The sequence below is a fragment of the Cellulomonas flavigena DSM 20109 genome (assembly GCF_000092865.1).
In the GTDB taxonomy this organism is placed as follows: domain Bacteria; phylum Actinomycetota; class Actinomycetes; order Actinomycetales; family Cellulomonadaceae; genus Cellulomonas; species Cellulomonas flavigena.
The window spans coordinates 161,284-186,753 of record NC_014151.1 but is presented as its reverse complement, the minus strand read 5'-3'; the positions used below and the strand labels follow the sequence as shown (position 1 = coordinate 186,753).

18 protein-coding genes are annotated in these 25,470 nt (G+C 73.9%); 8 read left to right on the top strand and 10 right to left on the bottom strand.

From position 1 onward, the window contains the following. Nucleotides 1–83: 83 nt before the first annotated feature. Nucleotides 84–1,310 carry a YibE/F family protein gene (locus CFLA_RS00755; protein WP_245530278.1) on the top strand — a complete coding sequence of 409 codons (1,227 nt, stop codon included), beginning with the start codon at nt 84–86 and terminating at the stop codon, nt 1,308–1,310. A 6-nt stretch (nt 1,311–1,316) separates the two neighbouring features. Here the strand turns inward: CFLA_RS00755 and CFLA_RS00750 are convergent, their stop codons facing one another. The 3 genes from CFLA_RS00750 to CFLA_RS00740 form a co-directional block, all read right to left on the bottom strand. Beyond that, nucleotides 1,317–2,453: a GNAT family N-acetyltransferase gene (locus CFLA_RS00750; RefSeq protein ID WP_013115403.1), complete on the bottom strand. Its 1,137-nt coding sequence runs from the start codon at nt 2,451–2,453 to the stop codon at nt 1,317–1,319. 108 nt (nt 2,454–2,561) lie between these two features. Continuing rightward, the gene (locus CFLA_RS00745) at nt 2,562–3,572 is read right to left on the bottom strand and encodes an aldose epimerase family protein (protein ID WP_013115402.1); all 1,011 of its coding nucleotides are present in this window, start codon (nt 3,570–3,572) and stop codon (nt 2,562–2,564) included. 46 nt (nt 3,573–3,618) lie between these two features. Continuing rightward, nucleotides 3,619–6,087, bottom strand: coding sequence for a glycoside hydrolase family 94 protein (locus tag CFLA_RS00740; RefSeq protein ID WP_013115401.1), 2,469 nt, complete (start codon nt 6,085–6,087; stop codon nt 3,619–3,621). Between the two features lie 368 nt (nt 6,088–6,455). On the opposite strand from CFLA_RS00740, the gene dcd reads away from it, so the two are divergent. Both dcd and CFLA_RS00730 read left to right on the top strand, forming a co-directional pair. Beyond that, complete coding sequence (gene dcd, locus CFLA_RS00735) at nt 6,456–7,031, top strand: dCTP deaminase (RefSeq protein ID WP_043598663.1); 576 nt, start codon at nt 6,456–6,458, stop codon at nt 7,029–7,031. Beyond that, nucleotides 7,031–8,170 (top strand): hypothetical protein, encoded by a 1,140-nt coding sequence (locus CFLA_RS00730; RefSeq protein WP_013115399.1) that lies wholly within the window; start codon nt 7,031–7,033, stop codon nt 8,168–8,170. Before dcd ends, CFLA_RS00730 begins: the two co-directional genes overlap by 1 nt. A gap of 73 nt (nt 8,171–8,243) precedes the next feature. Here CFLA_RS00730 and CFLA_RS00725 read toward each other — a convergent pair whose 3' ends face one another. After that, nucleotides 8,244–10,358: a S9 family peptidase gene (locus CFLA_RS00725; protein ID WP_013115398.1), complete on the bottom strand. Its 2,115-nt coding sequence runs from the start codon at nt 10,356–10,358 to the stop codon at nt 8,244–8,246. A 195-nt stretch (nt 10,359–10,553) separates the two neighbouring features. Between CFLA_RS00725 and CFLA_RS00720 the strand changes: the two genes are divergently transcribed. Genes CFLA_RS00720 through CFLA_RS00710 form a run of 3 tightly spaced genes read left to right on the top strand, consistent with a single transcriptional unit; the run spans nt 10,554 to nt 12,548 of the window. Beyond that, on the top strand, nt 10,554–11,426 hold the full coding sequence (locus tag CFLA_RS00720) for an ABC transporter ATP-binding protein (RefSeq protein WP_245530277.1): 873 nt from the start codon (nt 10,554–10,556) through the stop codon (nt 11,424–11,426). Next, nucleotides 11,423–12,280: an ABC transporter permease gene (locus tag CFLA_RS00715; RefSeq protein ID WP_013115396.1), complete on the top strand. Its 858-nt coding sequence runs from the start codon at nt 11,423–11,425 to the stop codon at nt 12,278–12,280. Before CFLA_RS00720 ends, CFLA_RS00715 begins: the two co-directional genes overlap by 4 nt. Continuing rightward, a complete protein-coding gene (locus CFLA_RS00710) occupies nt 12,273–12,548 on the top strand; it encodes a helix-turn-helix transcriptional regulator (RefSeq protein WP_013115395.1) in 276 nt (91 codons plus the stop codon). The genes CFLA_RS00715 and CFLA_RS00710 overlap by 8 nt, the downstream gene beginning before the upstream one ends. A 406-nt stretch (nt 12,549–12,954) precedes the next feature. Here the strand turns inward: CFLA_RS00710 and CFLA_RS00705 are convergent, their stop codons facing one another. Next, the gene (locus tag CFLA_RS00705) at nt 12,955–14,529 is read right to left on the bottom strand and encodes a M20/M25/M40 family metallo-hydrolase (RefSeq protein WP_013115394.1); all 1,575 of its coding nucleotides are present in this window, start codon (nt 14,527–14,529) and stop codon (nt 12,955–12,957) included. A 216-nt stretch (nt 14,530–14,745) separates the two neighbouring features. Between CFLA_RS00705 and nrdI the strand changes: the two genes are divergently transcribed. After that, nucleotides 14,746–15,171 carry a class Ib ribonucleoside-diphosphate reductase assembly flavoprotein NrdI gene (gene nrdI, locus CFLA_RS00700; RefSeq protein WP_013115393.1) on the top strand — a complete coding sequence of 142 codons (426 nt, stop codon included), beginning with the start codon at nt 14,746–14,748 and terminating at the stop codon, nt 15,169–15,171. 99 nt (nt 15,172–15,270) lie between these two features. Here the strand turns inward: nrdI and CFLA_RS00695 are convergent, their stop codons facing one another. The 3 genes from CFLA_RS00695 to CFLA_RS18790 all read right to left on the bottom strand — a co-directional run bounded on the left by CFLA_RS00695 (nt 15,271) and on the right by CFLA_RS18790 (nt 20,680). After that, complete coding sequence (locus tag CFLA_RS00695; RefSeq protein ID WP_222836769.1) at nt 15,271–17,832, bottom strand: glycoside hydrolase family 9 protein; 2,562 nt, start codon at nt 17,830–17,832, stop codon at nt 15,271–15,273. A gap of 320 nt (nt 17,833–18,152) precedes the next feature. After that, nucleotides 18,153–18,920, bottom strand: a complete 768-nt coding sequence (locus CFLA_RS20265; protein WP_342626043.1) for an OmpA family protein — start codon at nt 18,918–18,920, stop codon at nt 18,153–18,155. Between the two features lie 77 nt (nt 18,921–18,997). Continuing rightward, nucleotides 18,998–20,680: an OmpA family protein gene (locus CFLA_RS18790; protein WP_013115391.1), complete on the bottom strand. Its 1,683-nt coding sequence runs from the start codon at nt 20,678–20,680 to the stop codon at nt 18,998–19,000. Nucleotides 20,681–21,000: 320 nt separating this feature from the next. Here CFLA_RS18790 and CFLA_RS21045 point away from each other — a divergent pair, with 320 nt between their 5' ends. Then, entirely contained in the window at nt 21,001–21,126 is a 126-nt protein-coding gene (locus tag CFLA_RS21045) for a hypothetical protein (RefSeq protein WP_013115390.1), read from the top strand. A 350-nt stretch (nt 21,127–21,476) separates the two neighbouring features. On the opposite strand, the gene CFLA_RS00680 is transcribed toward CFLA_RS21045, so the two are convergent. Then, nucleotides 21,477–22,739 carry an alpha/beta fold hydrolase gene (locus CFLA_RS00680; protein ID WP_013115388.1) on the bottom strand — a complete coding sequence of 421 codons (1,263 nt, stop codon included), beginning with the start codon at nt 22,737–22,739 and terminating at the stop codon, nt 21,477–21,479. Nucleotides 22,740–22,781: 42 nt separating this feature from the next. Then, nucleotides 22,782–25,178 (bottom strand): glycoside hydrolase family 31 protein, encoded by a 2,397-nt coding sequence (locus CFLA_RS00675; RefSeq protein ID WP_013115387.1) that lies wholly within the window; start codon nt 25,176–25,178, stop codon nt 22,782–22,784. Between the last annotated feature and the right edge of the window lie 292 nt (nt 25,179–25,470).

Here is a 25,470-nt window from a genome sequence, read left to right as displayed (position 1 = left end):
CGAACGAACCCACGCCGTCCCCACAGCCCGACTCGCCGTCCGCACAGCCCGACTCGCCGTCCGCACAGCCCGCCTCGCCGTCGGTGCCACCCACGAGCGCGCTCGGGCCAGGTGCGCGGCGGGAGCCGACGCGGCTCGTGCTCGCCGTGGTCGTGGTCGTCGCCGCCGTCGCGGCGGCGGTCGGGATGGTGCTGACCTGGCCCAGCGGCGACGGGCCGGAGACGGGCCTGGTCGACCCCGGCGTCCACTACGTCGGCGCGCAGGTCGTCGACTCCCGCATGCGGTCGTGCGACGGCACCATCGAGGACGTCCTGCCCGACGGGACCGTCCCGCCCACGGTCGACTGCCTGGAGGTCACCGCGCGCACCACCGGCGGGCGCGAGGTCGACGTCCTCGCCACGAGCGGCGTGACCTCGACGGACGTGCCGCCCGGCACGCGCGTGCTGCTCGAGCGCTACCCCGCGCAGGACGGCGAGCCCGAGGTGTGGGCGTGGCACGACATGGACCGCACCCTCCCCCTGGGGACGTTCGCGCTCGCGTTCGCGCTGGTCACGACGCTCGTCGCGGGCCTGCGGGGGCTCCGGGCGCTGGTCGGCCTCGCGCTGGCGTTCCTCGTGCTCGGGGCCTACGTCCTGCCCGCCCTGGTCGCGGGTCATGACGGGCTCGGGGTCGCGCTGTCCGGGTCGACCGTCATCGTCGTCGTCGTCCTGTACCTCGCGCACGGTGTCTCGGTGCGCACCACGACCGCCCTGGTCGGCACGCTCCTGGGCCTCGCCATGGTCACGGGGCTGGGGCTGCTGGGCGCGCACGCGGCACGGCTGCAGCCCGTGACGTCGGAGGACACCTTCGCCCTCGCCCGGGCGCTCGGCGCGGACGGTGTCGACGTGCTGCGCGGGGTGTTCCTCTGCGGCGTCGTGCTCGCCGGCATCGGCGTGCTCAACGACGTGACGATCACGCAGGCGTCGGCAGTGTGGGAGCTGCGCGCCGCCGACCCGTCCGCGTCGTGGCGCACGCTGACCGCGCGCGGCATGCGCATCGGCCGCGACCACATCGCGTCCACCGTCTACACGATCGCGTTCGCGTACGCGGGCGCGTCCCTGCCCCTGCTGCTGCTGCTCGAGCTGTACGACCAGCCGCTGCTCGTCACGCTGACCAGCGGCGCGTTCGCCGAGGAGATCGTCCGCACCCTCGCGGGGGCGACGGGCCTGGTGCTGGCGATCCCGCTGACGACCGTCGTGGCGGCCGTCGCGGCCGTCGGCGCACCGCCGAACCGGTCCGGGCACGGGCACGGGCACGGGCACGCGCACTGACCCGGGTCAGGTACCCGTGGGTGCGTCCGCTCGCTGCCACACCGCCGAGACGCCCGCCTGCCGGAACCCCAGGTCGACGTTGATCGCGAGCATGTGGGCGTTCTCCTGCGCGTTCCACGTGTGGATGCGCCGCACGGCGGGCCGCCAGACCGCCAGCTCCTCGAGGTTGACGGCCTTCACCAGCATCCCGAGACGGTGTCCTCGGTGCTCACGCAGCACGAGGGTGTCCTCCTGGAACGCGAACGGCACGTCGCCGTCCGGCACCTCCAGGACGCTGAAGGCCACGAGGCGCCCCGTCGCGACGTGCTCGGCGGCGGTGACGAGCAGGCGCAGCCCGGCGCCTGCGGCGTGCGCGACCATCTCCCGCACCCGGTCGGCGTCCCACGGGTCCTCCTGGAGGTCGAGCCCGCCGAGCGGGATGTCGGTGCTCATCCGGGTGTAGAGCTCGGCGATGTCGTCGAGTCGGTCCGCCGGGGGCTCGTACCGCCAGGTGTGGGTGCGGTACGTCGCGCCGGCGGCCTCACGCGCGGCCGCGAGGTGGGCGACGTGCTCGGGGGTCCCGGCGCCGTGCGCGTCGCCCAGCTCGAGCACCGAGTACCGCGCGACCTGCTCCAGCCGGAAGCCGTGCCGCAGCGCGAACTGCACGTGGGGGTCGTCGGCGGGGACGCGGCCCGTGCCGACGGGCGACTCGAGCGCCCCGGGACCGGCCGGGGGCTCCGGGCTGTGCGCGGTCGCAGCCTGGAGCGTGCCGCGGCCGTCGGCCGCCGCCTGCCCGCAGGCCGTCGCGGCCAGCCGGGTGCCGATGCCGCGGCCGCGGTGCGGGGGCCGGACGGCGACCGTCACGGACGCGGTGTGCTGGTTCGACGTCAGGGGCTCGCTCAGGAGTGCGTAGCCCACGACGTCCTGCGGGTCGCCGCCGTCGCCCTCGACCGCGACCCAGACGTGGTGCCGCACGTGCGGCTGGGGGCGTAGCAGCGCGAGTCGCACGTGCACGGGGGCCCACAGGTCGGACCAGCCCCACCGCTCGAGCTCGACGAGCCGGTCGATCTCACTGAGGCCGGCGTAGGCCCACGCGTCGGGGTCGTCAGGGGACGCCGGGAGCGCCGGCGCGGCGCGCACGCTCCACAACGTCGATGTCGTCATGACGGCACCGTCCACCCACCTGCGCACCGCACGCCAGGGGATTTCGCCCCGTGCAACGGACCGCACGGGGCGGCGCCGACCGCGACCACCGTCAGACGGTCACCACCGTCAGACGGTGACGGCCAGCCGGAACGCGCCCGTGCGCTCCTCGCCCGGCTCGAGCACGAAGACCCCGGTGCCCGGCACGCCCTGGTCGTGCAGGGTGAACCCGTCGTTGACGTTGGTGGCCGGCTCGACCGCGAAGTAGCAGCGCCGACGCGGCGCGTACAGCACGAGGTGCCGGTACACCGGGTCGACGGTGAGATCCACGCGGACGCCCTCGTCGGGGTACTCGATGCGCACCGGCTCGCACGGGTCGAGGTCGGTGAGCACGTCGTCGACGAACGCCGAGCCGAGCGGGCGCATCTGCCGGAAGTCCGCGCGCGGCGGCACCGCCCCCGCGGGGCCGTCGGCCAGCGCGGCGTCGAGCCGGTAGCCCGACCGCGCGGGCACCTGCAGGAGCGGTCCCGCCGTGGGCGGGTACTCGCGGATCGGTGCACCGACCGGCAGCAGCGCCCGGCTCAGGTACGGGTGGTGGCCGAAGCCCGCGGGGAACGGCTCGACGTCGGTGTTGCGGACGGACGTCGTCACGACGAGGTTCTGCCCCTCGACGGCGTACCGGACGGTCGCGCCGAACTGCCACGGGAAGTTGATGCCGATCTGCTCCGCGGTGTCGACCGCGAGGGTCACCGCGGTCGGCGTCTGCTCGACGACGTCCCAGTGCGCGTACCGGACGGCACCGTGGATCGCGGTGCCGTCGGCCGCGTTGCGCTGCAGCTGCCAGCGGCGCCCCTCGAACGGCAGCACGCCGTCGCGGATCCGGTTGGACCACGGCACCATCGGGAAGCTCGCGCACTTCTCCGGGTCACCCGACGACGTGCGGCGCGTGGGGCGCAGCAGGTCGCGCCACACGCCGTCGGACGTGCGGATGCGACCCGCACCGAGCGAGGCCCCCGTGCCGGGCAGCACGTCGACCTCCCACAGGTCGGTGCGCAGCGTGACGGCACCCGGCGGCGCCGCCACGGCCGGGGTGACCGGCGCGGCGGGCGCGGGGTGGGTGAGCGGTGCGGTGATGGTCATCGGCGGCAGCCCCCTGCTGTCGGCGCCGGGCGCGCGTGCGCCCCGGTCAGAGCGTGACCTCGACCCGGACGGTGCTCCCGGCCGGTGCGTAGGGCACGAGGTTGCCCTCGACGGGGGTCCCGTCGACGACGATCGAGGCGCGCGAGCCGCGCGCACCGGAGTTGGTCACCGAGATCTCGTACGTCGCACCGCGGGCGACGCGCGTGACCGTGAACGACGGGACGTCCGGGCCGATCTGGGGGTCGACCACGAGGCCGTCCCAGTCGGGCCGCACACCCAGCAGGTACTGCGAGACGGCCACGAAGTTCCAGGCCGCCGTGCCCGTGAGCCACGAGTTCTTCGCCTCGCCGGCGCGCGGCGCCTCCTTGCCCGCGATCATCTGGGCGTAGACGTACGGCTCGAGCTTGTGGACGTCGCTGATCTCCTCGCGGTACGCCGGGGTGATCCGCTTGTAGTAGTCGAACGCCTTGTCCCCGCGGCCCACGACCGTCTCGGCGATGATCACCCAGGGGTTGTTGTGGCAGAAGATGCCGCCGTTCTCCTTGTACCCGGGCGGGTAGGTGGAGACCTCGCCCAGCTCCAGCTGGTACGTGGTGTAGGCGGGGTACTGCAGCACGAGGCCGTGGGGCGTGCCGAGCATCTCCTCGACCGCGTCGAGCGCCTGGATGGCCGGGGCCTCGGTGTCGTCCGGGCCCTCGCCGACCCCGATGCCCGCCATGACGGCGAAGCCCTGCGGCTCGATCCAGATCTTGCCCTCGGGCTTGGCGTCGGTGCCGACGGGGTTGCCGTAGAAGTCGTACGCGCGCAGGAACCAGCGGCCGTCCCACGCGTGCTCGAGCACCGCCTCGCGGACCTCGCCGACGACCTTGCGGGCCTGCGACGCGACCTCGGTGAGCCCACGACGCTCGGCCAGCTCGGCGTACTGCTCGCCGTACAGGACGAACTGCGCCGCGATGAACACGGACTCCGCGTGGCCGCCGGCCTGGTTCTCGGTGGTCTGGAACGACTCGCCCGGCGTGGTGGAGAAGCAGTTGAGGTTGAGGCAGTCGTTCCAGTCGGCACGGCCGATGAGCGGCAGGCCGTGCGGGCCGCGGTGGTTGACCGTGAAGTCGAACGAGCGCGTGAGGTGCTCGAACAGCGGGACCTCGGAGCCGGGCTCGTTGTCGAAGGGCACGGGCTCGTCGAGGATCGAGAAGTCGCCCGTCTCCTTGACGTAGCCCGCGACGCCGGCGATGAGCCACAGCGGGTCGTCGTTGAAGCCCGACCCGATGTCGTTGTTCCCGCGCTTCGTCAGCGGCTGGTACTGGTGGTACGCGGAGCCGTCCTCGAACTGCGTCGACGCGATGTCGATGATCCGCTCGCGCGCCCGGTCCGGCACCAGGTGGACGAAGCCCAGCAGGTCCTGGTTGGAGTCGCGGAAGCCCATACCACGCCCGATGCCCGTCTCGAAGAACGACGCCGAGCGCGACATGTTGAACGTGACCATGCACTGGTACTGGTTCCAGATGTTGACCATCCGGTCGAGCTTCTCGTCGTCCGAGCGCACCGAGTACGTGGACAGCAGCTCGGTCCAGTAGACCTGCAGCGCCTCGACCGCGGCGTCGGCCTGCTCGGCCGTCGCGAAGCGGCCCAGCAGGCCGTGCGCCTTCTCCTTGTTGACGACCTGGTGGGCGTCGTCCGCCCACTTCTCGTCGTCCGCGTTCTCGAGGTAGCCCAGCACGTACACCAGGTCGCGCGTCTCACCGGGGGCGAGCGTCACGCGCACCGAGTGCGAGCCGATCGGGTACCAGCCCGACGCGACCGAGTCGGCCGACTGCCCGGCGCGCGGCACGGCCGCCTCGCCGAGCGAGTTGTACGCGCCGACGAACGTGTCGCGGTCGGTGTCGAACCCGTCGGCGTGCGTGTTGACGCCGAAGACGGCGTAGTGGTCGCGCCGCTCGCGGTACTCGGTCTTGTGGTAGATCGCCGAGCCGTGCGGACCGTCCTGCTCGACCTCGACCTCGCCGATCGACAGGTTGCGCTGGTAGTTCGTCTGGTCGTCCTGCGCGTTCCACAGGCAGAACTCGACGAACGAGAAGAGGGTGACCGTCTTCTCCGCGTCCGACGTGTTGGTGACCGCGACGCGCTGCACCTCGGCGTTCTCGCCGAGCGGCACGAAGAACGTGGTCGCCACGCGCAGGCCGCCCCGCTCACCGGTGATGCGCGAGTAGCCCAGGCCGTGGCGCGCCTCGAAGTGGTCGAGGTCCGCCTTCACCGGCAGCCACGACGGGGTCCACACGTCGCCGCCGTCGTTGACGTACAGGTAGCGGCCGCCCGCGTCGGCCGGGATGTTGTTGTAGCGGTACCGCGTGAGCCGGCGCATCTTGGCGTCGCGGTAGAACGAGTACCCACCGGCCTGGTGCGACAGCAGCGAGAAGAACTGCTCCGACCCGAGGTAGTTGATCCACGGGTAGGGGGTGTGGGGCGTGGTGACGACGTACTCACGTGCCTCGTCGTCGAAGTGGCCGAACCGCATCGCATGCCTCTCGTGCCTCGTCGCACGGCCGACGACCGAGGCGTCACCGGGAGGTGCACGCCAGGTGTCAGCGACCCTGCTCAGGTACCTGGTCGTCCTACGGAACTACATCGCGGGCCGCCCCGCGCGGGCTCGACCCGGAGGCGCCCCGCGATCATGCGGAGAGAGCGCTCCCACGACAAGCGGGGACAGCATAACCCGAGAGCGTCGGACCCCGGAACGGTGCGTGACCTTTCATCAGGACGACCGACCGGTTCGCCCCCCCCCGGGCGGTGCGGCCGCTCGCGTGCCCGCCGTCCGTGTGAGGAACCTGTGTCGGCCACCCGCGCGCGGTCGATTCGGACCGGTTCGGCACTACGGTGTCCTGCGTGCTGCTCTCCGACCGCGACATCCGTGCCGAGCTCGGGTCCGGGCGCGTGGCGCTCGACCCGTACGAGCCCGCGATGGTCCAGCCGTCGAGCGTCGACGTGCGCCTCGACCGGTACTTCCGGCTGTTCGACAACCACAAGTACCCGGTCATCGACCCGGCCGCCGAGCAGCCGGACCTCACGCGCCTGGTCGAGGTCGAGGGCGGCGAGCCGTTCGTGCTGCACCCGGGAGAGTTCGTCCTGGGGTCGACGTACGAGAACGTGACGCTGCCCGACGACATCGCGGCCCGCCTCGAGGGCAAGTCGTCGCTCGGACGTCTCGGCCTGCTGACGCACTCGACGGCCGGCTTCATCGACCCGGGCTTCACCGGCCACGTGACGCTCGAGCTCTCGAACGTCGCGACGCTGCCGATCCTGCTGTGGCCCGGCATGAAGATCGGGCAGCTCTGCTTCTTCCGCCTCACGTCGCCCACCGAGCACCCCTACGGGTCGTCGCAGTACGGGTCGCGGTACCAGGGGCAGCGCGGTCCGACCGCGTCGCGCTCCTGGCAGGGCTTCCACCGGACGGAGGTCTGATGACCTACCCGCCGCTCGTCGTCGACGACCCGACGCTGGCCGACCGCCACCTGCTGGCGCTGCCCGAGGGCGTCGAGCCCGACGAGATCGAGGTCCTCGCTGCCAGCAGGTTCCGCGGCGTGCGATGGGAGGACGCGCCCGAGACGCAGACTCGCACCGGCGTGCTGCCCGCCGTCACCGCGGCGTTCGGCATCCGCTCCGTCGGCCGCCAGGCGCCGCGCCCCGCGCGGGTGCTGCGGCTCGCGCGCCTCTCGACGATCGCCGGCCCGTACGCGGTCGACACGCAGGACGCGATCGCGCTGGGCCTGCCCGCGTCGACGGTGATGGTGTGGGTGCTCGACGCGCCGCGCGAACGCGGCGAGCGGCCGTGGCCCGGGGGCGACCGCGACGGCCTCAAGCGCGCGTTCCCCGACGGCCTGCCGGTCCGTGAGGAGGAACGGGTCCTCACGTGGCTCGTCGCCGCCGCACGGCGGCTCGGCGGGGCCGTGCGCACGCAGACCGGCGCGATCCTCACGCCCGACCCTGACGCGGCCACCGACCTCACCGTGCTGACCGACCGCTGGATCGAGCCCGAGGAGGTGCTCGCGATCGTCCAGGCCGTGCAGCCGCGGGCGTACCTGTCGGTCGCGACCCCGGGGTCGTGGACGGGCCCGACCGGTCTCGCCGGCCGCACGTCGCAGGGGGCGGTGGGCGGGGCCCCCGAGTCGGGCGGGTCCGGGCTGCGGACGGCGCTGGAGCTGCACGGGGTGCAGGACCCCGACGAGCGGCGCCGCCTCATGGCCGAGGCCGACGCGTACGACCGGCTCATGCTGGCCGAGCCGCCGCCCGCCGAGGCGTTCGGCGTGCTCGTCGACCTGGGCGTCGACGGCATGCTGGCCGCGGAGGTCGCCGCGTGCGAGCAGCTCCCTCCGCTCATGGACGACCTGCCCTGGACGAAGGCCGGCGTCGTGGCGTACCGCGTGCGCTGGGAGCCGTTCGAGATCGAGCAGATCGAGCTCGAGAAGCCGTCGTTCGAGCACCGTGTCGCACGGAGCCGCTCGGCCCCGCTCATCGCGCAGGTCGCCAAGGCGCTGCACGCCGTGGTCGGCGGTGAGGTCGCCGACGAGGCCGACTTCCTGGTGGACCCGGCCGACCTCTGACCTGTCGCGGGCGTCCTGCTCGCGGCTGGAGCGCGGCACCCGCAGGTGCGGCGCCCCAGCCGCGGTGGCCCCGTCAGCCCAACAGCTCCGGGTAGGGGACCGCGTCGTCGCCCGTGCGGCCGAGCACGTGCTCGGCGAGGAACGCGGCGACCGTGCCGTACCAGACCTTGGCGTGCTGCGGCTTGAGGACCCAGTGGTTCTCGTCCGGGTAGTAGAGGAACCGGTGCGGGCTGCGGCCGTGCTCGTCGGCGGGCAGGCCGGAGGCCGACAGCAGCTCGTACCACAGGCGCAGGCCCTCGCCGATGGGCACGCGGTAGTCCTTGTCCCCGTGGACGACGAGCATCGGCGTGACGATGTCGCCGACGAACCGGTGCGGCGAGTTCGACAGGGCCATCTCGGGCGTCATCTCGCGCTGCCAGTAGTAGGACGCGTCGGTGGTCGGCCCGAACTGGTCGAGGGCCCACAGGCTCGCGTGCGTGACGATCGCGCGGAACCGGTCGGTGTGCCCGGCGACCCAGTTGGCCATGTACCCGCCGAAGGACCCGCCCATCGCGGCGGTGCGCTCGGGGTCGACGTCGTCGCGCTCCAGGGCGGCGTCCGTGGCGGCCATGAGGTCGGTGTACGGCGCCGCACCCCAGGCGCCCCAGCCGCGCTGGACGAACTCCTGGCCGTAGCCGGTCGACAGGGCCGGGTCCGGCAGCAGCACGGCGTAGCCCTGCGCCACGAGCAGCCACGGGTTCCACCGCCACGACCACGCGTTCCACGACCCGAGCGGGCCGCCGTGGATCCACAGCAGCAGCGGCGCCTTCGCGTCCGGGCCGGCGCCGTCGGGCAGCGCGAGCCAGGCGCGCACGCGCGTGCCGTCCTCGGCGGTGGTGACGACCTCGTCGAGGCGGCCGGGCAGCGCGACCTCGGGTGCGGGCGAGCGCAGCGGCTCGGCGGCGACGGGCCCGCCGGCGAGGGCGGCAGCCAGGTCGATCCGGACGGGCGCGGCGGGGGCCGCGTACGACGAGCGCAGCGCGTACGCGGTGCGCCCGTCGGGGCTCACCCGGACGTCGGTGAACGCCGCGTCGTCGCTGGTCACGCGCGTGACGGTGTCGGTGGCCAGTTCCACGTGGAACACCGGGGAGCGGCCGTCGTCGTCGGCGACGACGAGCAGCGCGTCGGAGGTCGGCAGCCAGACGGGGTCGACGGCCCAGCGGTCCCAGTGCCCGGCGACGCGGCGCGGCTCACCACCGGCCAGCGGCACGACCCAGAGCTCGAGCGCGGGCGCCCGGTGCGGCGTCGAGATCGACTCGCGCAGGTAGACCACCTGCTGCCCGTCGGGGGAGACGACCGGGCGGCTGAGGTCGCCGTCGGCGTCCTCGACGAGCACGCGCCGGTCACCGGTCGCCACGTCGATCGCGACGAGGTGGGTCCGCACCTCGCCGCGCGCCACCGCACGGTTCCACGGCGTGACGACCGTGCGGCCGTCGGGGCTCAGCGCCGGCGACTGCTGGTGCAGCTCGTGCCGCGCGCCGGGCGTGACGTCGGACAGGTCGAGGCGGGGGTCGCGCTCGCCGGCGAGCGGCGCCGCGATGTTGTCGGAGACGGTCGCGACGAACGCGTGCGGCGCCCCGGGCCCGAGGTCGTGGTCCCAGTACCGCACCGGGTAGCCGGTGTGGAGGATCGCGGCGACCTTGGCCTCCTTGCGCTCCTTGCGGCGACGGTCGTCGTCGGACGGGTCGCTCGCCGACGGCAGCACGTCGGAGACGACGAGCACGGTCGGTGCGTCCTTCGCCGTCCGCACCCCGCCGATCCCCGCGCGCCGGTCCGCGACGACCCGCGCCTCGGCGCCGTCCGCGGGCAGCAACCACAGCGCCGCTGGCGGCTCGTCGTCCGGCTCGGTGGCGTCCGGGTCGGGCCGGGCGCTCGTGAACAGCAGGTCACCGGCGGGCGTGAAGGCCGCGGACGACTCGCTCTTCGCCGAGCGGGTCAGGCGGCGCGCCGGGCGCTCACCGGAGGGGTCGACCTCCCACAGCGCCGTGACGTACGCGGTGCGCTTGCGGTCGAGGGTCTGCACGGCGGTCACGAGGCGCGAGCCGTCGGGCGACAGCACGAGCCCGGACAGGCGCGGCAGCGCGACGTAGGCGTCGAGGTCGTGGAAGGGCGTGGCGGCCGGGGTGTCGCCGCCGGGCGGTGTCGTCATGCCCTCTGGTGTATCACCCGCGACCGACAGACGCGGCCGCCTGCTGCTCGCGCTCGCACGTGCACCACTGCCCGGCGGGCTCTCCGGGGTCGGACCCACCGGAGACGCGAGCCAGGGGCGGACAGGGTGTAGCGCAGATACAACGGTATGTAGTAGACCTACTACATGGACATCTCCGGGACTGCCGTCGTCAGCATGCGGGGTCTGCGTATGGCGTACGGCGGGCGCACCGTGCTCGACGGGATCGACCTCGAGGTGCACCACGGCGAGGTCGTCGCGCTGCTCGGACCCAACGGCGCCGGCAAGACCACCACCGTCGAGATCGTCGAGGGCTTCCGACGCCGCGCCGCGGGAGACGTCCGGGTGCTCGGCACCGACCCCGAGCGGGGCGACGACGCGTGGCGTGCGCGCATCGGCGTCGTCCTGCAGTCGTGGCGCGACCACCGCCGGTGGCGGGTCCGGGAGCTGCTCGGGCAGCTGGCCGACGGGTACCGCCCCTACGCGCGCGTCGGCCACGCGGGCGCCCACGACCCCGACGAGCTGCTCGCGCGCGTCGGCCTCGGCGAGGCGGCCGGCCAGCGCATGGACAAGCTCTCGGGCGGGCAGCGACGACGCCTCGACCTCGCGGTCGGGCTCGTCGGACGCCCCGACCTGCTCATCCTCGACGAGCCCACCGCCGGCCTCGACCCCGTCGCCCGGCGGGCGTTCCACGAGCTGGTCCACGACGTCGTGGACACCGACGGGACGACCGTCCTGATGACGACGCACGACCTCGCCGAGGCCGAGACGGTGGCCGACCGCATCCTGCTGCTCGTCGGCGGGCGCGTGGTCGCCGACGGCAGCCCCGCGGCCGTCGCGCGCCAGGTCGCCGGGGCGGCCGAGGTGCGGTGGCGAGCGCACGGCGAGCGGCACGTGCACAGCACCCACGACCCCGTGGCGTTCACCCGCGAGCTCCTGGCCGCGGGCGACGTCGACGACCTCGAGGTCGTGCACGCGAGCCTGGAGGACGCGTACCTCGAGATCGTCCGCCACCACGAGTCCCCCGTCGCCCTGGAGGTCACGCGATGAGCACGTCGGCACCGACCCGCTGGGCCGTCCGCCTCGGCGTCCGCCGCGGCCTGACGGAGTTCCGGCACATGCTGCGCAACCCTGAGGACGTCGGCTGGAACGCCGTCGTCGGCGTCGCGATCGTCGTCTACCTGGTGACGCAGCGCGACGTGGTGGTGCCGGGCAGCGGTGGACTGACCCTGCCGGACGTGGCCCTGCCCGGGCTGCTCGCCGCGACGATCGTGTTCGGCATGGTGATGGGCCCGGCGTTCACGCTCGCCGCCGACGTCGAGGACGGGACCGTCCTGCGGATGCGGGCGGTGCCCCGAGGCACGACGACATACACCGCCGGCACGGTCGTCGCGCAGTCGCTCGGCGCGCTGCCGATGCTGGCGATCCTGCTGGTGCCGTGGCCGTTCCTGCTGGGTGACCCGATGCACCAGGGCGCCGGCGGCTGGGTCGCGGTGGTCGGCTGGCTGCTGCTCGGCACTCTCGCGACGCTGCCCGTCGGCATCGTGGGCGGCGCGCTGGCCGGGCGGCCCACGCGCGTCATGCTGTGCGTCATGGCCCCTGTCGTCGCGCTCGCGTTCGTCTCGGGCGTGCTCGGTCCGCAGACCGTGCCGCCGTGGGCGTCCGGGGTGGTCCAGGCGTTCCCGTTGTACTGGCTCGCGCACGGGCTGCGGTCGACGACGCTGCCCGCGCCCGCGGAGGCCCTGGAGCTCGGCGGGGCGTGGCACCCGGGTGTCGCGGCGGCGGTGCTCATGACGTGGGCGGCCGTCGGTCTCGTCGCCGCACCGCTGGTGCTGCGCCGCGCGAACGCCCGTCAGGCGGCCGGGGCGTTGGCCCGCCGGGTGGAGTCGGTGCTGCATGGCTGAGGCGACGCAGGACGAGCGGCGGCGGGCACCCGGCGCGGACGCCGTGCACAACCGGATCTCCGTGCTGCGCGCGGAGCGCGGCGTCAGCCGGCGGCAGCTCGCGGACGCCCTCGGGGTGCACTACCAGACGGTCGGGTACCTGGAGCGCGGGGAGTACAGCCCGTCGTTGCACCTCGCGCTGCGCATCGCGGCGTTCTTCGACGTGCCGGTGGAGGTGCTGTTCTCCCTCGACCCGTTCCCGCGGATCGGTGGCGGCCCGACGTCCTGACGAGCGACGTTGGGCGCGAGGCTGGGCGGCCACCTCGGATCCTGCTCCTCCCTCACGCCCGCTGTCCCGGCCCGGTGAGAATCTTCACATTTTCCTCACAAGCCGACGTTTCAACGACCGCGCCTGCCCCCGTCTTGACGCTCGAGCGTCCACAGGTCAAGAAACGGTCACGAAGGGGCTTGGCAAGGGCCTCGCTCCGGGAGCAGGATGTCGCCCGTCTCCAGCGGGGCTGGGCGGCCACGCCAACGACGACGGACAGCACGACACCGCACCGCGACGCAGCGGGCGGTCTGCGACACCGCACCGCACGCACGTCACGGACGTCGGCACGACGCCCCGGGACGTGCAGCGGCCCGGGCCCCTCTGGGGAACCCGGGCCACCGCCTCACGCGTCAGGCGTAACGCGTCACGACGCCTTCAGCAGGCCTCCGTGCTCGTGCCCGTGGTGCGGCGCACGGCCCTTGCCGTGGTGCGACGGCCCGTGGTGGTGCCCCTGGTCGCCCGGGCCCGAGACCCCGTTGATCGCCGACGTGTCCGTCGCGAGGCTCGCCGTCGCGAACGCGACCGCCGGCGCCATGATCCCGATCGCCTCGCGGCTCACGTTGGACAGGTCGTCCGCCGGCGTGTGGTAGTTCGGGTCGTGCCGGATGCCGGCCGTGCCGCCGAACAGCGCGACCTCCTCGTCGGTCTTGATGTCGTCCGCGCCCGTGAAGAGGCCGGACGCGGGGACGCCGTTGAGGATGAACGCCTGGTAGTCGGACCGGCCGGAGAACTCGGTGTCGACCCACGCCTGGTCGCGGGAGTCGAAGTAGCCGGTGAAGACCGCCTCCGTCTCCGCCGAGCCCGGCGGGACGTCCACCGGCGCCTCGTACGTCGACTGGTCCGCGTCGTACACGCCGATGACGTAGTTCGGCGAGCCGACCATGTCGAAGTTGAGGTACGTGGCGATGCGGTCGAGCTCGCCCTCCTGGCCCGCGAGCTCCTCGACGTACGCGGTCGAGCCGATCAGCCCGAGCTCCTCGGCGCCCCACCACGCGAACCGCACGGTGTTGTTGAGCTTCTTCTGCTTCGCGAGCTGGACGGCGACCTCCAGCAGCACCGCCGAGCCCGACCCGTTGTCGTTGAGGCCGGGGCCGTCCTCCACGCCGTCGAGGTGCGCGCCCAGCACGACGACGTTGTCGTCGCGCCCGGCCTTCGTCTCCGCGATGACGTTGAAGCTCTCCTCCTCCTCGACGTGGTAGCGGACCTCGAGCGTCAGCGGCGTCCCGGCGGCGACGGCCGCGACGATCGCCGCCCCGTCGGCCTGGCCGGCGCCCGCGACGGGGATGTCGACGAGCCCCTCCTCGCCGAGCGTGCCGAACAGCATCTCCTCGACGTTGTTGTAGACGACGGCGCCGATCGCACCCGCGGCCTGCGCCGCGATCGCCTTCTCGGCGAACGAGCACGCGCCGCGGCTGATGACCGCGATCGTCCCGGTCGCCTCGACGCCCGCCCACGAGTCGGCCGTGCAGCCCGTGACGTCGTTCGGCACCGACCCGGGCGCCGTCACGCCGCCCTCCGCCGTGCTCGGCGCGTACTGCATCTGGTCGACCGCGAACGTCTCGCCCGTGCCCAGCGTGAGCGCCTCGGCGTCGATGACCTCGAAGCCGAACGTGAACGGGTCGCGCGTGACCTCGTAGCCGGCGCGCTTCAGCGTCCGCTCGACGTAGCGCGCACTCGCCTCGTAGCCCTCGGTGAGGGCAGCACGGTTGCCGTCGTGCCGGTCCGCGATGCGCTGGAGCTCCTCGAGGTGCCGCCAGACGCCGCGCGTCGTCACCTGCCGGGCGAACCTCTCCGCGTCGACCGCGTGGCCCGGGCCGTGCCCCGGCCCGGGCCTGCCACCGGGCCCGTGGGCGAGGGCGGGTGGGGCGAGCAGTGCACTGGTCCCGAGCACGAGGGTCGCGAGCGTGCCGGCGAGCACGGTGGTACGTCGAGCTGCCACGGTGGTGTCCCCTTCTCCGCGTGGGGCCGCCGGCCGGTCGGCCGGGGCCCGGGACGTCGCCCGGACGGGTGCACCGGACCGACGTCGGAGGCCAACGTAGGACGCAGGAGTCGGAAAAGTCACGACATCCCTGACAACGCGTCGGGCCCACGTCGGCACGCACGCACGGGACGCAGGTCCCCGGCGCCGCGCGGCGTCGACGGGTGGGCTGGAGGCATGCGCCCCACGCCCGTCTACTACTACTCGTCCACGAGCGGGCTCGTCCGCACCTTCGCCGAGCGCCTCGACCGGCCCGTGTTCAACCTGGCCGAGCGCGAGCACCGCCGCAGCGAGGTCGACGGCCCGTGGGTGCTCCTCACCCCGTCGTACAAGACGGGCAACGACGCGAACGACACCGTCCCCGAGGCTGTCCGGCGGTTCCTGCGCTCGGCGCACAACCGGCGGCTGCTCGTCGGCGTCATGGGGTCCGGCAACCGCAACTTCGGGCGGTACTACCAGAAGGCCGCACGGGAGATCGCGCAGCGGTCGGGCCGGCCGGTGCTGTTCGAGTTCGAGCTCGCGGGCACCCCGTGGGACGTCGAGGAGTGCGAGCGGATCCTGCGGGACCTCGACACGGAGCTCGCGCGCCGGCACTCGGCCTGACGCACGGCCGGCGACGCGACCCGGGACGCGCGACGGGCGCCCGGCGGTGGTGGTCACCGCCGGGCACCCGTCCTCAGCCGACCCGCGGCCGGCCCGGGGTCACCGGGCCGTGCAGGTCAGCGCTCCGGCCTCGGGGGCGGTGCCGGAACCGATCAGCCCGACGGAGACGGTGTCCCCGGCGGCGATCGCGCCGTTCCAGGCGGCGGGGGCGACCGTCAGCGTCGTCCCGGTCGCCTCGACCGTGCCGTTCCACGCCTGCATGACCGTCACGGCGGCCGGCAGGGTCGTCGTGGCCGTCCACCGGGTGAGGTCACGGTCGGCCGTGACGTGCACCTGGGCCTCGTACCCGCCCGGCCACGTGCTGCGGACCTCGAGGCGCGCGGTGCAGCCCGCCGCGGTGGTCGACGTGGGCGTCGGGGTGGGGGTCGCGGTCGGTGTGGTCGTCGGCGTCGCGGTGGGCGTCGGGGTCACGGTGGGCGTGGGCGTGGGCGTCGGGCCCGTGGTCCCGTCCGGCTCCTCGCCGAACACCAGCACGCCGTCCCGGTACACGGGCACCGCCGTCGTCAGGGCGAGGTCGTCGCCGATCCCCTGACGGCTCGGGTCGTTCGTCGGGTCCCAGGTGGTCGTCCACTGCGCGTTCTGGCCCGCGATGAGCCCGATCTGGACCTCGCGCGTGCCGTAGAACGGGATGCCGTCCCACGAGACCTCGACGTAGTACAGGCCGTCGCCGACGTGCACGGGCTCACCGATGCTCACGGCCTTGCCCGAGAGCGTCTTCGCCTCGTCGTAGTAGACGTCGACCCGCACGTCGTCGATGGTCTGAGCGTCGGCCTGGAGCTCGCTGATGTCGAAGAAGTAGCGCAGCGACAGGTCGTCGACCTCGGCCGGCGGGTGCACCGAGCGGTTCGAGATCTCCAGCGTCACCTGCGTGCGCGACGTGTTCTCCTGCTCCAGCTCGGCGCGCACGACGTACGCGTCGACCTCGGCCTCGGGTGCCGGCTCCCACGTCTCGACGGGCTGCCCGTCACCGAAGTACTCGACGAGCCCCGCGAGCGCGCCCACGAACCCGGCGTTGTAGTCGATCGCGACCTCGTTGTACACGTAGTCGGTCGTCTCGTCCTTGTGCTCGTCGGCCAGGTCCGGGCCGCCGACCAGCGCACCCCACAGCACGTGCCGGTGCTCGGCGGGCACGAGCATGCTGTTGGTGTCCGAGCCGTGCGCGGCACGATGGTGCGGGAAGCGCGCGTGGTGGTCGTCGTCGTTCGCCGTGAACCCGACGACGTACGAGCGGTGCAGCGGGTTGTCGCCCATGAGGTAGTTCATCTGCGACAGCGCCCACTGCGACAGCGCGACGCCCTCGCGCTCGTTGACCTCGGGGTCGCCCCAGTCGAGGTGCGAGTACTTGCGGTAGGTCAGCGCCTGGAGCTGCGCGGCCGTGTTGTACCGGGCCGAGCCCCATGTCGAGATGACCGACCAGCCCGACGGCGACGTCGCCACGTACGTGCCGTCGCCGGCCTCGCGGTGCTTCACCGCGCCACCCGTCCAGTACTCGGCGTTCCAGCGGAAGTAGTACCAGTACTTCTGGTTCTCGGAGTCCGGCACGACGCCCTTCGACAGCGGCGCGAGACGCGCGAACACGCCGCCCCAGACCGTGTCCCACGAGTGCACCCAGATGTTCTGCCAGGTGTCCTCCGCGCTGTTGATGATCTTGCGCAGGTAGCCGGTGTACCGCCCCGCGGAGTCCTTGGCGACGATGTGGTCGAGGTAGGTCTCGTCACCGGTCGCGTCGTACAGCCAGACCGCCGCCCACGCCAGCTCGTCGTCGTCGAAGCTCGACGGGTAGAACCCGTCACCGTTGCCGGTTCCGCGGTGGGCCCGCGCGAAGTCGTACAGCGCCTGCGCAGCGTCGAGGCACTCGGCGGCGTACTGCGGGTCGTCCTCGGCCGTGACCAGGGACACGGCCGTCAGCGCGGCCGCCGCCCCGGCGGCCTGGTCCGACGCGGGTGCGCCCTCGTACGCGAAGGTCGCCGACCGCGGGAACTTCGCGGGGTCCTGCAGCTCCGGCGGCCCCCAGTACGTGTGGTCGACCCCGCCGCGACCGACCATGTAGCTGAACGCCACCACGTCGCCGTCCGCGTCGCGGAACGTCGACCGCAGGAAGTAGTCGGCGAACCAGCGCAGGTGCGTCTCGATCGCCTCGGCCGCGCCGGCCTTCTCGTACGCGTCGGGGAACTCGTACAGCCCCCACGCGAGCGTCGCCGCCGCGTACGTCTGCGGCAGCCCGAACTTCACGTGGTCGCCGGCGTCGTGGTACCCCCCGGACAGGTCGACCGTGCCATCGCCGTCGGGGTCGAGGATGTCGCGGTACGCCTCGATCATCGCCGGCGTGAGGTTGGTGCCCTCGTCGGCGAGGTCGTCGGTGCCCGTGCCGCCGCTGGTCAGCGGGATGCGCGCGTCGGCGAGCTCGGAGTCGCCGCGCCACGGCAGACGCTGCACGCCCTGCGAGCGGGACGGGCCCGACATCTCGGCGTCGTAGAAGTACAGCGAGGTCTGCAGGGCCTGCGCGAGGTTGCCGTACGGCTCGTCGGTCAGGGTCGGGGCCGCCGCGACGGCGGGCTGCGCGACGGCTCCTGCGCACAGGGCTGCGGCGAGGCCTGCCACCACACCGAAGGCCGCCGACCGTGACGGCCGGCGACCTTCGGGGGTGCGACAGGCCGGGGAAGGACGTGTGTCTGCCATGGGTCCACTTCCGGGTCGCTCGCACGCCGTCTCGGTACGGCGTGGCACCGGCACCATCACCGGGCGGCCCGAACCTCGTCCCGGTCCCGTGGCTGGTCAAACAGCCGAATCGCTTCGCCGGACGCGCCCTCGGGGCCGTGCGCGGCGATCCGTCGACGTCGGGCGAGGCCCGTCCGCGCGGCAAGGGACCAACGGCACGGAGTCGCCCGCCCGCGGCCGTCGCAGGCGGAACCGCAGCCGTGTCAGTCGACCACGGGGACGTCGACGATCCGCAGGTCGTCCTCCCCACGTCCCGACCCGAACTGGAGCGTCACCGTGTCACCGTCCAGCCGGGGGAAGACGTACGAGAAGACGGCGCTCTGCCCGTCGTCCAGGGAGGCGCCGCCCCAGAGGTCCGCGACCGGGAGCCACAGGCCGGCCTCCGCGGTCTCGTGGTCCACGCGGTAGTCCAGCGCGTAGAGCCGCGTCGCGCCGGACAGGGCGGTCGCGTTGTTGCTCGTGGAGTGCGGGTTCCTGGCGCCGTCGCCCCGGTGCCCGAAGAGCGACGTGAGGAACGCGACCGATGTGAGGTGCGACGCGTCGTCGCGCGCCGTGACGCGCAGGTCGACGACGACGTGCCCTGCCACCCGGCGGGCGCTCGCCTCCACGTCCCAGGGCCGCAGACCGGAGACGATACGCACGGGCGCGCCCGCCTCGGCGACGACGCCGCGCTCGAAGGGCGGCAGCTCGCCCATGGTCGTCAGGTCGTGCGCGTCACGACCTGACGAGACGAGCGTCAGCGTGACGCGGCGGTTGAGCGCCCGGTTCTCCTCGCTGTCGTTCGCCACGAACGGCTCGGACTCGCCGCGGCCCTCGACGTCGGCCGGGTACCGCGCGGGGTCCACGAGGCCGGCCAGCGCGTCGGCGACGGCCCGCGCGCGACGCAGCGACAGGTCGCGGTTGTACGCGTCGTCCCCCTGGTCGTCGGTGTGCCCGACGACCAGGACCGTACCGGGCTCCCGCTCGCCGATGCGCGCGGCCGCGACCTCCAGGACCGTGACCGCCTCGGCGGTGGCGGAGGCGCATGTCGGGACGTCCTGTTCGTGAGTCAGTCGCGCGGACCGGGGGTGGCGACCTCGTCGCCCGGGGCGACCGGCACGTCGAGCAGCCGGACGTCGGTGTCGAACGCGATGCCCGTCCCGATCTGGAACGCCAGGGTGTCGACGTCCAGACGCGGGTAGACGAACGAGTACGTCCGGGTCTGGCCCCCGTCGACCCAGTGCCCGGCATGGAGGTCGGAGGCGGTGAACCACTCGCCGTCGGGGTACGCCTCGTTCTCGCCGACGCGGTAGTCCAGCGGGAACAGGCGCGTCGCGCCCTGGAGCACCGTCGCGCGGGCGGTGTTCTCGTGCGGGGCGATGGTGTCGCCGAGCCGGTGGGTGCCGAAGCCCCGCATGAACCCGATGGCCGTGTGGTTGCCGTCCTCCTCGTCGGCGCCGTGCACGGTGAGGTCGACGACGACGTGACCGTGCACGCGACGTGCGGTCGCGTCGGCCTCCCACACGCGCGAGCCGCTCTCCACGCGCACCGGGGTGCCCGCGGTGCCGACGACCCCGCCGAACGGCGGCAGCTCCCCGGTCGTCGTGACGTCGGTGCGGGTGACGACCTTCGACGTCAGCGACACCGTCACGCGGCGGTTGAGCGCGCGGTTCTCCTCGGAGTCGTTGGGCACGACAGGCTCCGACTCGCCGCGCCCGGCCACCCGCATGCGGTGACCCGAGCCGGCGACCTGGGCCTCGAGCGCGTCCGCGACGGCCTGCGCCCGGCGCCGCGACAGGTCGAGGTTGTAGGTGTCGTCCGCCTGGTCGTCGGTGTGGCCCACGACCTCGACGCTGCCGGCCTCCCGCTCGGCGAGCCGCTGCGCGACGAGCGCCACCGCGTCCGCGGACTCCGGGGTGAGGTCGGCCGAGTCGAACGCGAACAGCACGTCGGACCCGAGGGTGACCTCGACCTTCTCGGTCGACTCGATGGTCTGCACAGCGCCGTCGAGCTCGGCGGTCGTCGACTCGAGGGGGAAGACCGGCGCCTCGACGACCGCGTCGAGGTCGAGCTCCTCCGGCGGTGCGGTCTCCTCGACGTCCGGCGTCGCGGACGGGCTCGCGGACGCACGGGCGGCAGCCGTCGCGGCGGCGGCCTCCGCCGCGGCCACGTCGTCGGGGTGGACCGCCGACGGCAGCTCGCCGTCGATGATCGGTACCTGCGCGAACAGCGGCGCACCGGGGAAGAAGAGGGACAGCGCGTCGACGTCGTCGGCCGGGGCCGCGAACGGCATCTGGAGCCGCGTGCCACGCTCCGTCCGGAACCTGCTCCAGTCCTCCGGGGCGACGACCGGCTCCCCGTCGCTGTCGGCCCCGACGTGGAGGACCACGTCGCGTGCGAGGTCCATGAGGCGGACGTTGACGGGCGGCCACGAGCTCGCGATGAACGACGTCACGCCGAAGCCACGAAGGTGCACGAGGTCCTCAGGCGCCTCGGGCGGCACGACGTCGACGGTGAGCACGACGTGCTCACCGGCCCGCACGAGCGGGTGGACGCGCACCTCGAGGTCCATCCCGGCCTCGGGGATCACCGCCGTCGCGACGACGTCCTCGGGCTGCGGCCCCGGGTCGACGGTCGGCGTGGGCGTGGCGTCGGGGTCCGTCGACCCACCGGTGCACGCGGCGAGCCCGAGTGCCGACGCGACGACCAGTGTCGTCAGGTGCTTCGCGGGACGGGTGCGGGACGGACGCATGCAGGAACCTTCCGAGGGGGGCGGGGGTCCATCGTGCCCGATTTGTCCGCGTCACCTGCTACCGGCGTCCCCAGGTCACCCGATCGCCACCCGCCCGTAGGGGCGATCCGGCACCGCACCCACGTCCGCGAGAGGCCGGGCCGGCACTCCTCGTCGGCCGACGCAGGCGGCTGGGACAGCTGGGGGCGGCGGAGGTTTCCGGTCGCGCACCTCGGGGGTGGGGTGCTCTGCTGGCACCGGCGGGACGCCCGGTGAGCCGGACCCGCGGGCCCGGCCGACCGGTCACGGCCCTGGCGACCCGGACGACGGAGGTGGATCACATGAACGCACGGAGCGAGGCGTGGAACGGTCGGCTGCGAGCGATGCTCGCGCTGGTGGCGCTGTGCGCCGGGCTGGTCGTCGTGGCCACCGCCGGCGCGGCGACGGCGCTGCTCGTCGCCGGCTGACGACGGGCCGCCGGGCCCGCTCTCCGCGGGCCCGGCGCGGCTCCCACGGCGAGCACCGCGCCGACCCGACGTTCAGCGCCGACCCGGCGTTCAGCCCTGCGTCTCGACCGGGTCGATCGGGCTCGCGCGCCGCGGCCGGGGTGCGCGTCCCGCGGCCGCGGGACACAGTGGACGCCCTGGCGTCCGACAGCACAGGAGGGCCTTCCGGTGGACGACGAACGACGCACCCGTCGGACCGCGCGGCTGCTCGTGTGGACGGGCGTCGTCATCGCCCTGGGCGCCGTCGTCGGGCTGGTGTACGCGATCCACCCGCTGGTGACGTAGCGGACCCGGGTGCGACGTGGGAGGCGTCAGCGCGAGGTGACCGTCCAGCGGCCGGCGGTGAGGTCGGCGAGGCGCGGGAGGATCGTGTCGCCCGCGACGCGCAGGCCGTCGTGGAGGAACTCGTTGGTGACCCACACCTGGCTGTTGCCCAGGTCGGTCGCCAGCGCGAGGTCGAGGTCGACGTACGGGTCGTCGTAGTACTGCACGGCGGCGACGGGGACCTCGTTGGCGGCGAGGCGGTCGACGTCGTACAGCTCGGGCCACGACGTGCGCGACGCGAGCGCCTCGGCGGCGGCGGCGAACGGCCGCAGCGCGCTGACCTGCGAGAACATCCAGGGGTACGCCGCCTCGCCGGTGAGCTGCAGCGGCCGCGCGGCGGCGGCGAACGCCGGGTGCCGCGCGTGCTCGGTGGCCGCGGCCCACCCGGGCTCGCGGGGGCCGGAGTGGTAGATGGCCTCCTGGAGCACGAGGTACAGGGGGTTGGTGTCGAACCCGGTGCGGGCGGCGACCTGCGCGAGGAATCCGGGTGCGGGCTCGCCGCGGCGGTCCAGCGCGGTGTCGAGCAGCCAGTGCAGGCCGTCGGCCCCGGTGCTCATGCCCAGGTCCATCCCGAGGGTCTGCAGGCGTTCGACGGTGAGCACGTCACGGTTCGGCAGCACGACGTCCCCGGCGGCGACGCGGTCCGCCAGGCGGCCCAGCAGGTCGACGTCGTCGGGGAACGCCCGCGCCAGCGCGCGGTTACGGGCGGCCTGCCGCGGGTACGTCGCCGCGTAGACGTCCTCGGCCGTGGCGCCGACCGGCGGCAGCCCCCCGGTGACCCAGCACGCGTCGAGCGCCTCGGGGTGCCGCGAGAGGTACGTGAGCGTGAGGAACCCGCCGTACGACTGCCCGAGCGTCGTCCACCGCCGCCCGCCGTACACGGTGCGGCGCAGGTGCTCGGCGTCGGCGACGACCGCGTCGGCACGGAAGCACGCGAGGTGGTCCCCCGCCGCGTCGCCCAGGGCCGCGACGTCCGTGCCGTCGACGCGCGACGAGCGACCCGTGCCGCGCTGGTCGAGCAGCACGACGCGGTGGGTGCGCAGCGCCGTGGCGAGCCAGCCACCGGGCGCCGGCCGCGGGGACATGCCGCCCGGGCCACCCTGCAGGAACAGCAGCAGCGGCAGGTCGTCGGCGGCACGCTGGGGGTCCACGACCTCGCGCGCGAACACCTCGATCGAGCCGAAGCGGGTCGGGTCCGACCAGTCCACCGGCACCTCGACCCGGTGCTCGCGGACCCGGAACCCGGTCATCGCGTACTCCTCCACGCCGCCCACCCTAGGTGGCCGCGCGAGTCAGGCCGACGCCCGCGCCAGCACGACCTCCTCGACCGCCGCGCGCAGCGACGCCGGCACGTCGAGCGCCGCGAGGTGCGCCAGACGCACGTGCAGCGGGCGGTCGGACGTCAGCACCTCCAGCACGCGCCGCTTGAGCTCGAACCCCACCTGCGCCGCGTCGAGCAGTCGGTGCAGCCGACCCGCGACGTCGTTCGGGCGCAGCTCCGGGGCCTCGCCCAGGCCCACGCGCAGCACCGCACCGACGGGCACGTCGGCCACCGTGACACGCAGGTGCCCGTCGGCGGTGCGGACCACGCCCGGCTCGACGGCTCCGCCCTCGATGGTCGCGACCGGCGCGACCCCGCCGGCCACCGACACGAACGTCGCCGTCCACGTCCGCACGGCCGGCAGCACGCCCGTCGCCCCCGCCGCCGGGCCGACCGTCAGCACACCGGCGGCCTGGTCCCAGGTCAGCGGCGTGCGGACCACGCGCGCCTCGTCGAGCCCGTCGCCCGTGCCGTCGTCCTCCACCAGCGTGAGGCCGCCGTCCGCACCGACGACGACCAGCACCTCCAGGGCGTCCGGCTCGACCGGGTCGTCGGCCGGCACGTCGGCCGCGTCGAGCGGGACCAGCGCACCCGCGGGCGCGAGCACCGGGACGGACGTCAGGTCGCGGTGCAGCACCAGCTCCCGGCCCCCGTCGTAGACCAGACCCGTCAGCACGTCGACCCACACGCCGTCCGGGAGCCACGCGCGCACGGCCGCCGTCGCGGACTCCCGGTCCCGCGGCCCCGTCACCGGCGCCACCAGCAGCTGCGAGCCGAACGCGACCTGGCCCGGGACCTCGTACGCCTCGGGGTGGCGAGGCCAGCGGTGGTACATCGGCGTCACGAGCGGCACGCCCTCGCGCGCCGCCCGGTGGTTCATCGTGTGCAGGTACGGCACCAGGCGGTGCCGCAGCCGCAGCGCGGCCGTCTGGGCGGCCTCGTGCTCCGGGCCGAACGACCACGGCTCCTTGGTGAGGAACGGGTTGTTCGACGAGTGCAGCCGCAGGATCGGCGAGAACACCCCGAGCTGCACCCAGCGCGTCGCGAGCTCGTCGTCCTTCGCGCCGAACATGTGCCCGCCGACGTCGTGGCTCCACCAGCCGTACCCGATGTTCGCGGCCGCGGCGGTGAAGTGCGGCTGGAACGCCAGCGACGCCCACGACACCACCGCGTCCCCCGAGAAACCCACCGGGTACCGGTGCGAGCCGGGGCCCGCGTAGCGCGAGAAGGTCAGGGGCCGCCGGCCGCCGCGCGCGTTGTCGAGGAAGTGGAAGTGGTTGAGCATCCACAGCGGGTCGATCCCCGCGACCCGCGAGTGCGAGCCCTGCTGCCAGTCGATCCACCAGAAGTCGACGCCGTCGTCCTCCAGGCCCCGGTGCAGCACGTCGAGGTACGCGGTGAGGAACGCCTCGTCGGTGACGTCGAACGCGACGGGGTCACGGTCCGTGGGGTCGAGGCCGAGCGCGGCGCACATCGCGACGTACGCGTCCTCGTGCGGGCCGACCCCGTCCGCCGGGTGCACGTTGAGCGTCACGCGCAGGCCACGACGGTGGACCTCGGCGAGGAACGCGCGCGGGTCCGGGAAGACCTCGCGGTCCCACGAGTAGCCCGTCCAGCCGCTCGAGATCGCGGGGTCGACGTCGGTGACGTGCCAGTCCATGTCGAGGACCGCGACGGAGAACGGCAGGCCGGCCGCGCGGAACCTCGTCAGGAGCGCCAGGTACTCGTCGGCCGCGTAGCGGTGGTAGCGGCTCCACCAGTTGCCCAGCGCCCAGCGCGGGAGCACCGGCTGCGCACCCGAGACCGCGTACAGCGCGCGCACCGCCTCGGCGTGGTCGTGGCCGTACGCGAAGACGTACAGGTCGGTGCGGCCGTCGTCACGCGGCGCGACCCAGCCGTCGTCGGTGAGCAGCAGGGACGACGAGTCGTCGATCACCGCGTAGCCGTTGCGCCCCACCACGCCGGGCTCCAGGGGGACGGCACCGTCGGCCTCGTCGAGGGTGCGGGCCGTTCCGCCCAGGTTGCGGCCGTCGTCGTCCTGGCCGTACCGCCACACCGAGTGCCACGTCGTCACCGCCCCCAGCACCGCGACCGACAGGCCGCTGGTGGTGAACGGGCCCTTGTCGTACGTCAGCCGCATGCGCCGCGTGACCACCTCCAGGTGCGTGCCCTGGTCGACGACGCGGAACTCCGGCACCGGCTGCTGCCGGTGGAGCGCGAACGTGGACGGCCGGTCCTCGAAGGTCCCGTCGGGCGAGTGCTCGAGACGCAGCAGGCCCTCGGTGAGGACCGTGATGCGGTACCGGTCGCCCTGCACGACAGCGGCGGGGTCCGCGACGGGACGGGTGGGCAGCGTCGGGAGGGCCATGCCCACCATCCTTCGTCGCCCCCGCCCACCCCGCACCAGGACACCCGCACCCACCCCCTCCCCCGCCGAGCGGAACCTGGGTCACCGTTCGGGCGCCCTGTCGGGGAGTCAGGTTCCGGTCGGCGCACCCGCCTCCCCGCCGAGCGGAACCTCGGTCACCGTTCGGGCGCCCTGTCGGGGAGTCAGGTTCCGGTCGGCGCACCCGCCTCCCCGCCGAGCGGAACCTCGGTCACCGTTCGGGCGCCCTGTCGGGGAGTCAGGTTCCGGTCGGCGCACCCGCCTCCCCGCCGAG

What these genes read in the sequence shown, in the direction of transcription:
- CFLA_RS00750 (WP_013115403.1), bottom strand. Translation starts at nt 2,453, where the DNA reads ATGACGACATCGACGTTGTGGAGCGTGCGCGCCGCGCCGGCGCTCCCG.
- CFLA_RS00745 (WP_013115402.1), bottom strand. Translation starts at nt 3,572, where the DNA reads ATGACCATCACCGCACCGCTCACCCACCCCGCGCCCGCCGCGCCGGTC.
- CFLA_RS00740 (WP_013115401.1), bottom strand. Translation starts at nt 6,087, where the DNA reads ATGCGGTTCGGCCACTTCGACGACGAGGCACGTGAGTACGTCGTCACC.
- CFLA_RS00730 (WP_013115399.1), top strand. Translation starts at nt 7,031, where the DNA reads ATGACCTACCCGCCGCTCGTCGTCGACGACCCGACGCTGGCCGACCGC.
- CFLA_RS00725 (WP_013115398.1), bottom strand. Translation starts at nt 10,358, where the DNA reads ATGACGACACCGCCCGGCGGCGACACCCCGGCCGCCACGCCCTTCCAC.
- CFLA_RS00720 (WP_245530277.1), top strand. Translation starts at nt 10,554, where the DNA reads ATGCGGGGTCTGCGTATGGCGTACGGCGGGCGCACCGTGCTCGACGGG.
- CFLA_RS00715 (WP_013115396.1), top strand. Translation starts at nt 11,423, where the DNA reads ATGAGCACGTCGGCACCGACCCGCTGGGCCGTCCGCCTCGGCGTCCGC.
- CFLA_RS00710 (WP_013115395.1), top strand. Translation starts at nt 12,273, where the DNA reads ATGGCTGAGGCGACGCAGGACGAGCGGCGGCGGGCACCCGGCGCGGAC.
- nrdI (WP_013115393.1), top strand. Translation starts at nt 14,746, where the DNA reads ATGCGCCCCACGCCCGTCTACTACTACTCGTCCACGAGCGGGCTCGTC.
- CFLA_RS18790 (WP_013115391.1), bottom strand. Translation starts at nt 20,680, where the DNA reads ATGCGTCCGTCCCGCACCCGTCCCGCGAAGCACCTGACGACACTGGTC.
- CFLA_RS21045 (WP_013115390.1), top strand. Translation starts at nt 21,001, where the DNA reads ATGAACGCACGGAGCGAGGCGTGGAACGGTCGGCTGCGAGCGATGCTC.
- CFLA_RS00680 (WP_013115388.1), bottom strand. Translation starts at nt 22,739, where the DNA reads ATGACCGGGTTCCGGGTCCGCGAGCACCGGGTCGAGGTGCCGGTGGAC.
- CFLA_RS00675 (WP_013115387.1), bottom strand. Translation starts at nt 25,178, where the DNA reads ATGGCCCTCCCGACGCTGCCCACCCGTCCCGTCGCGGACCCCGCCGCT.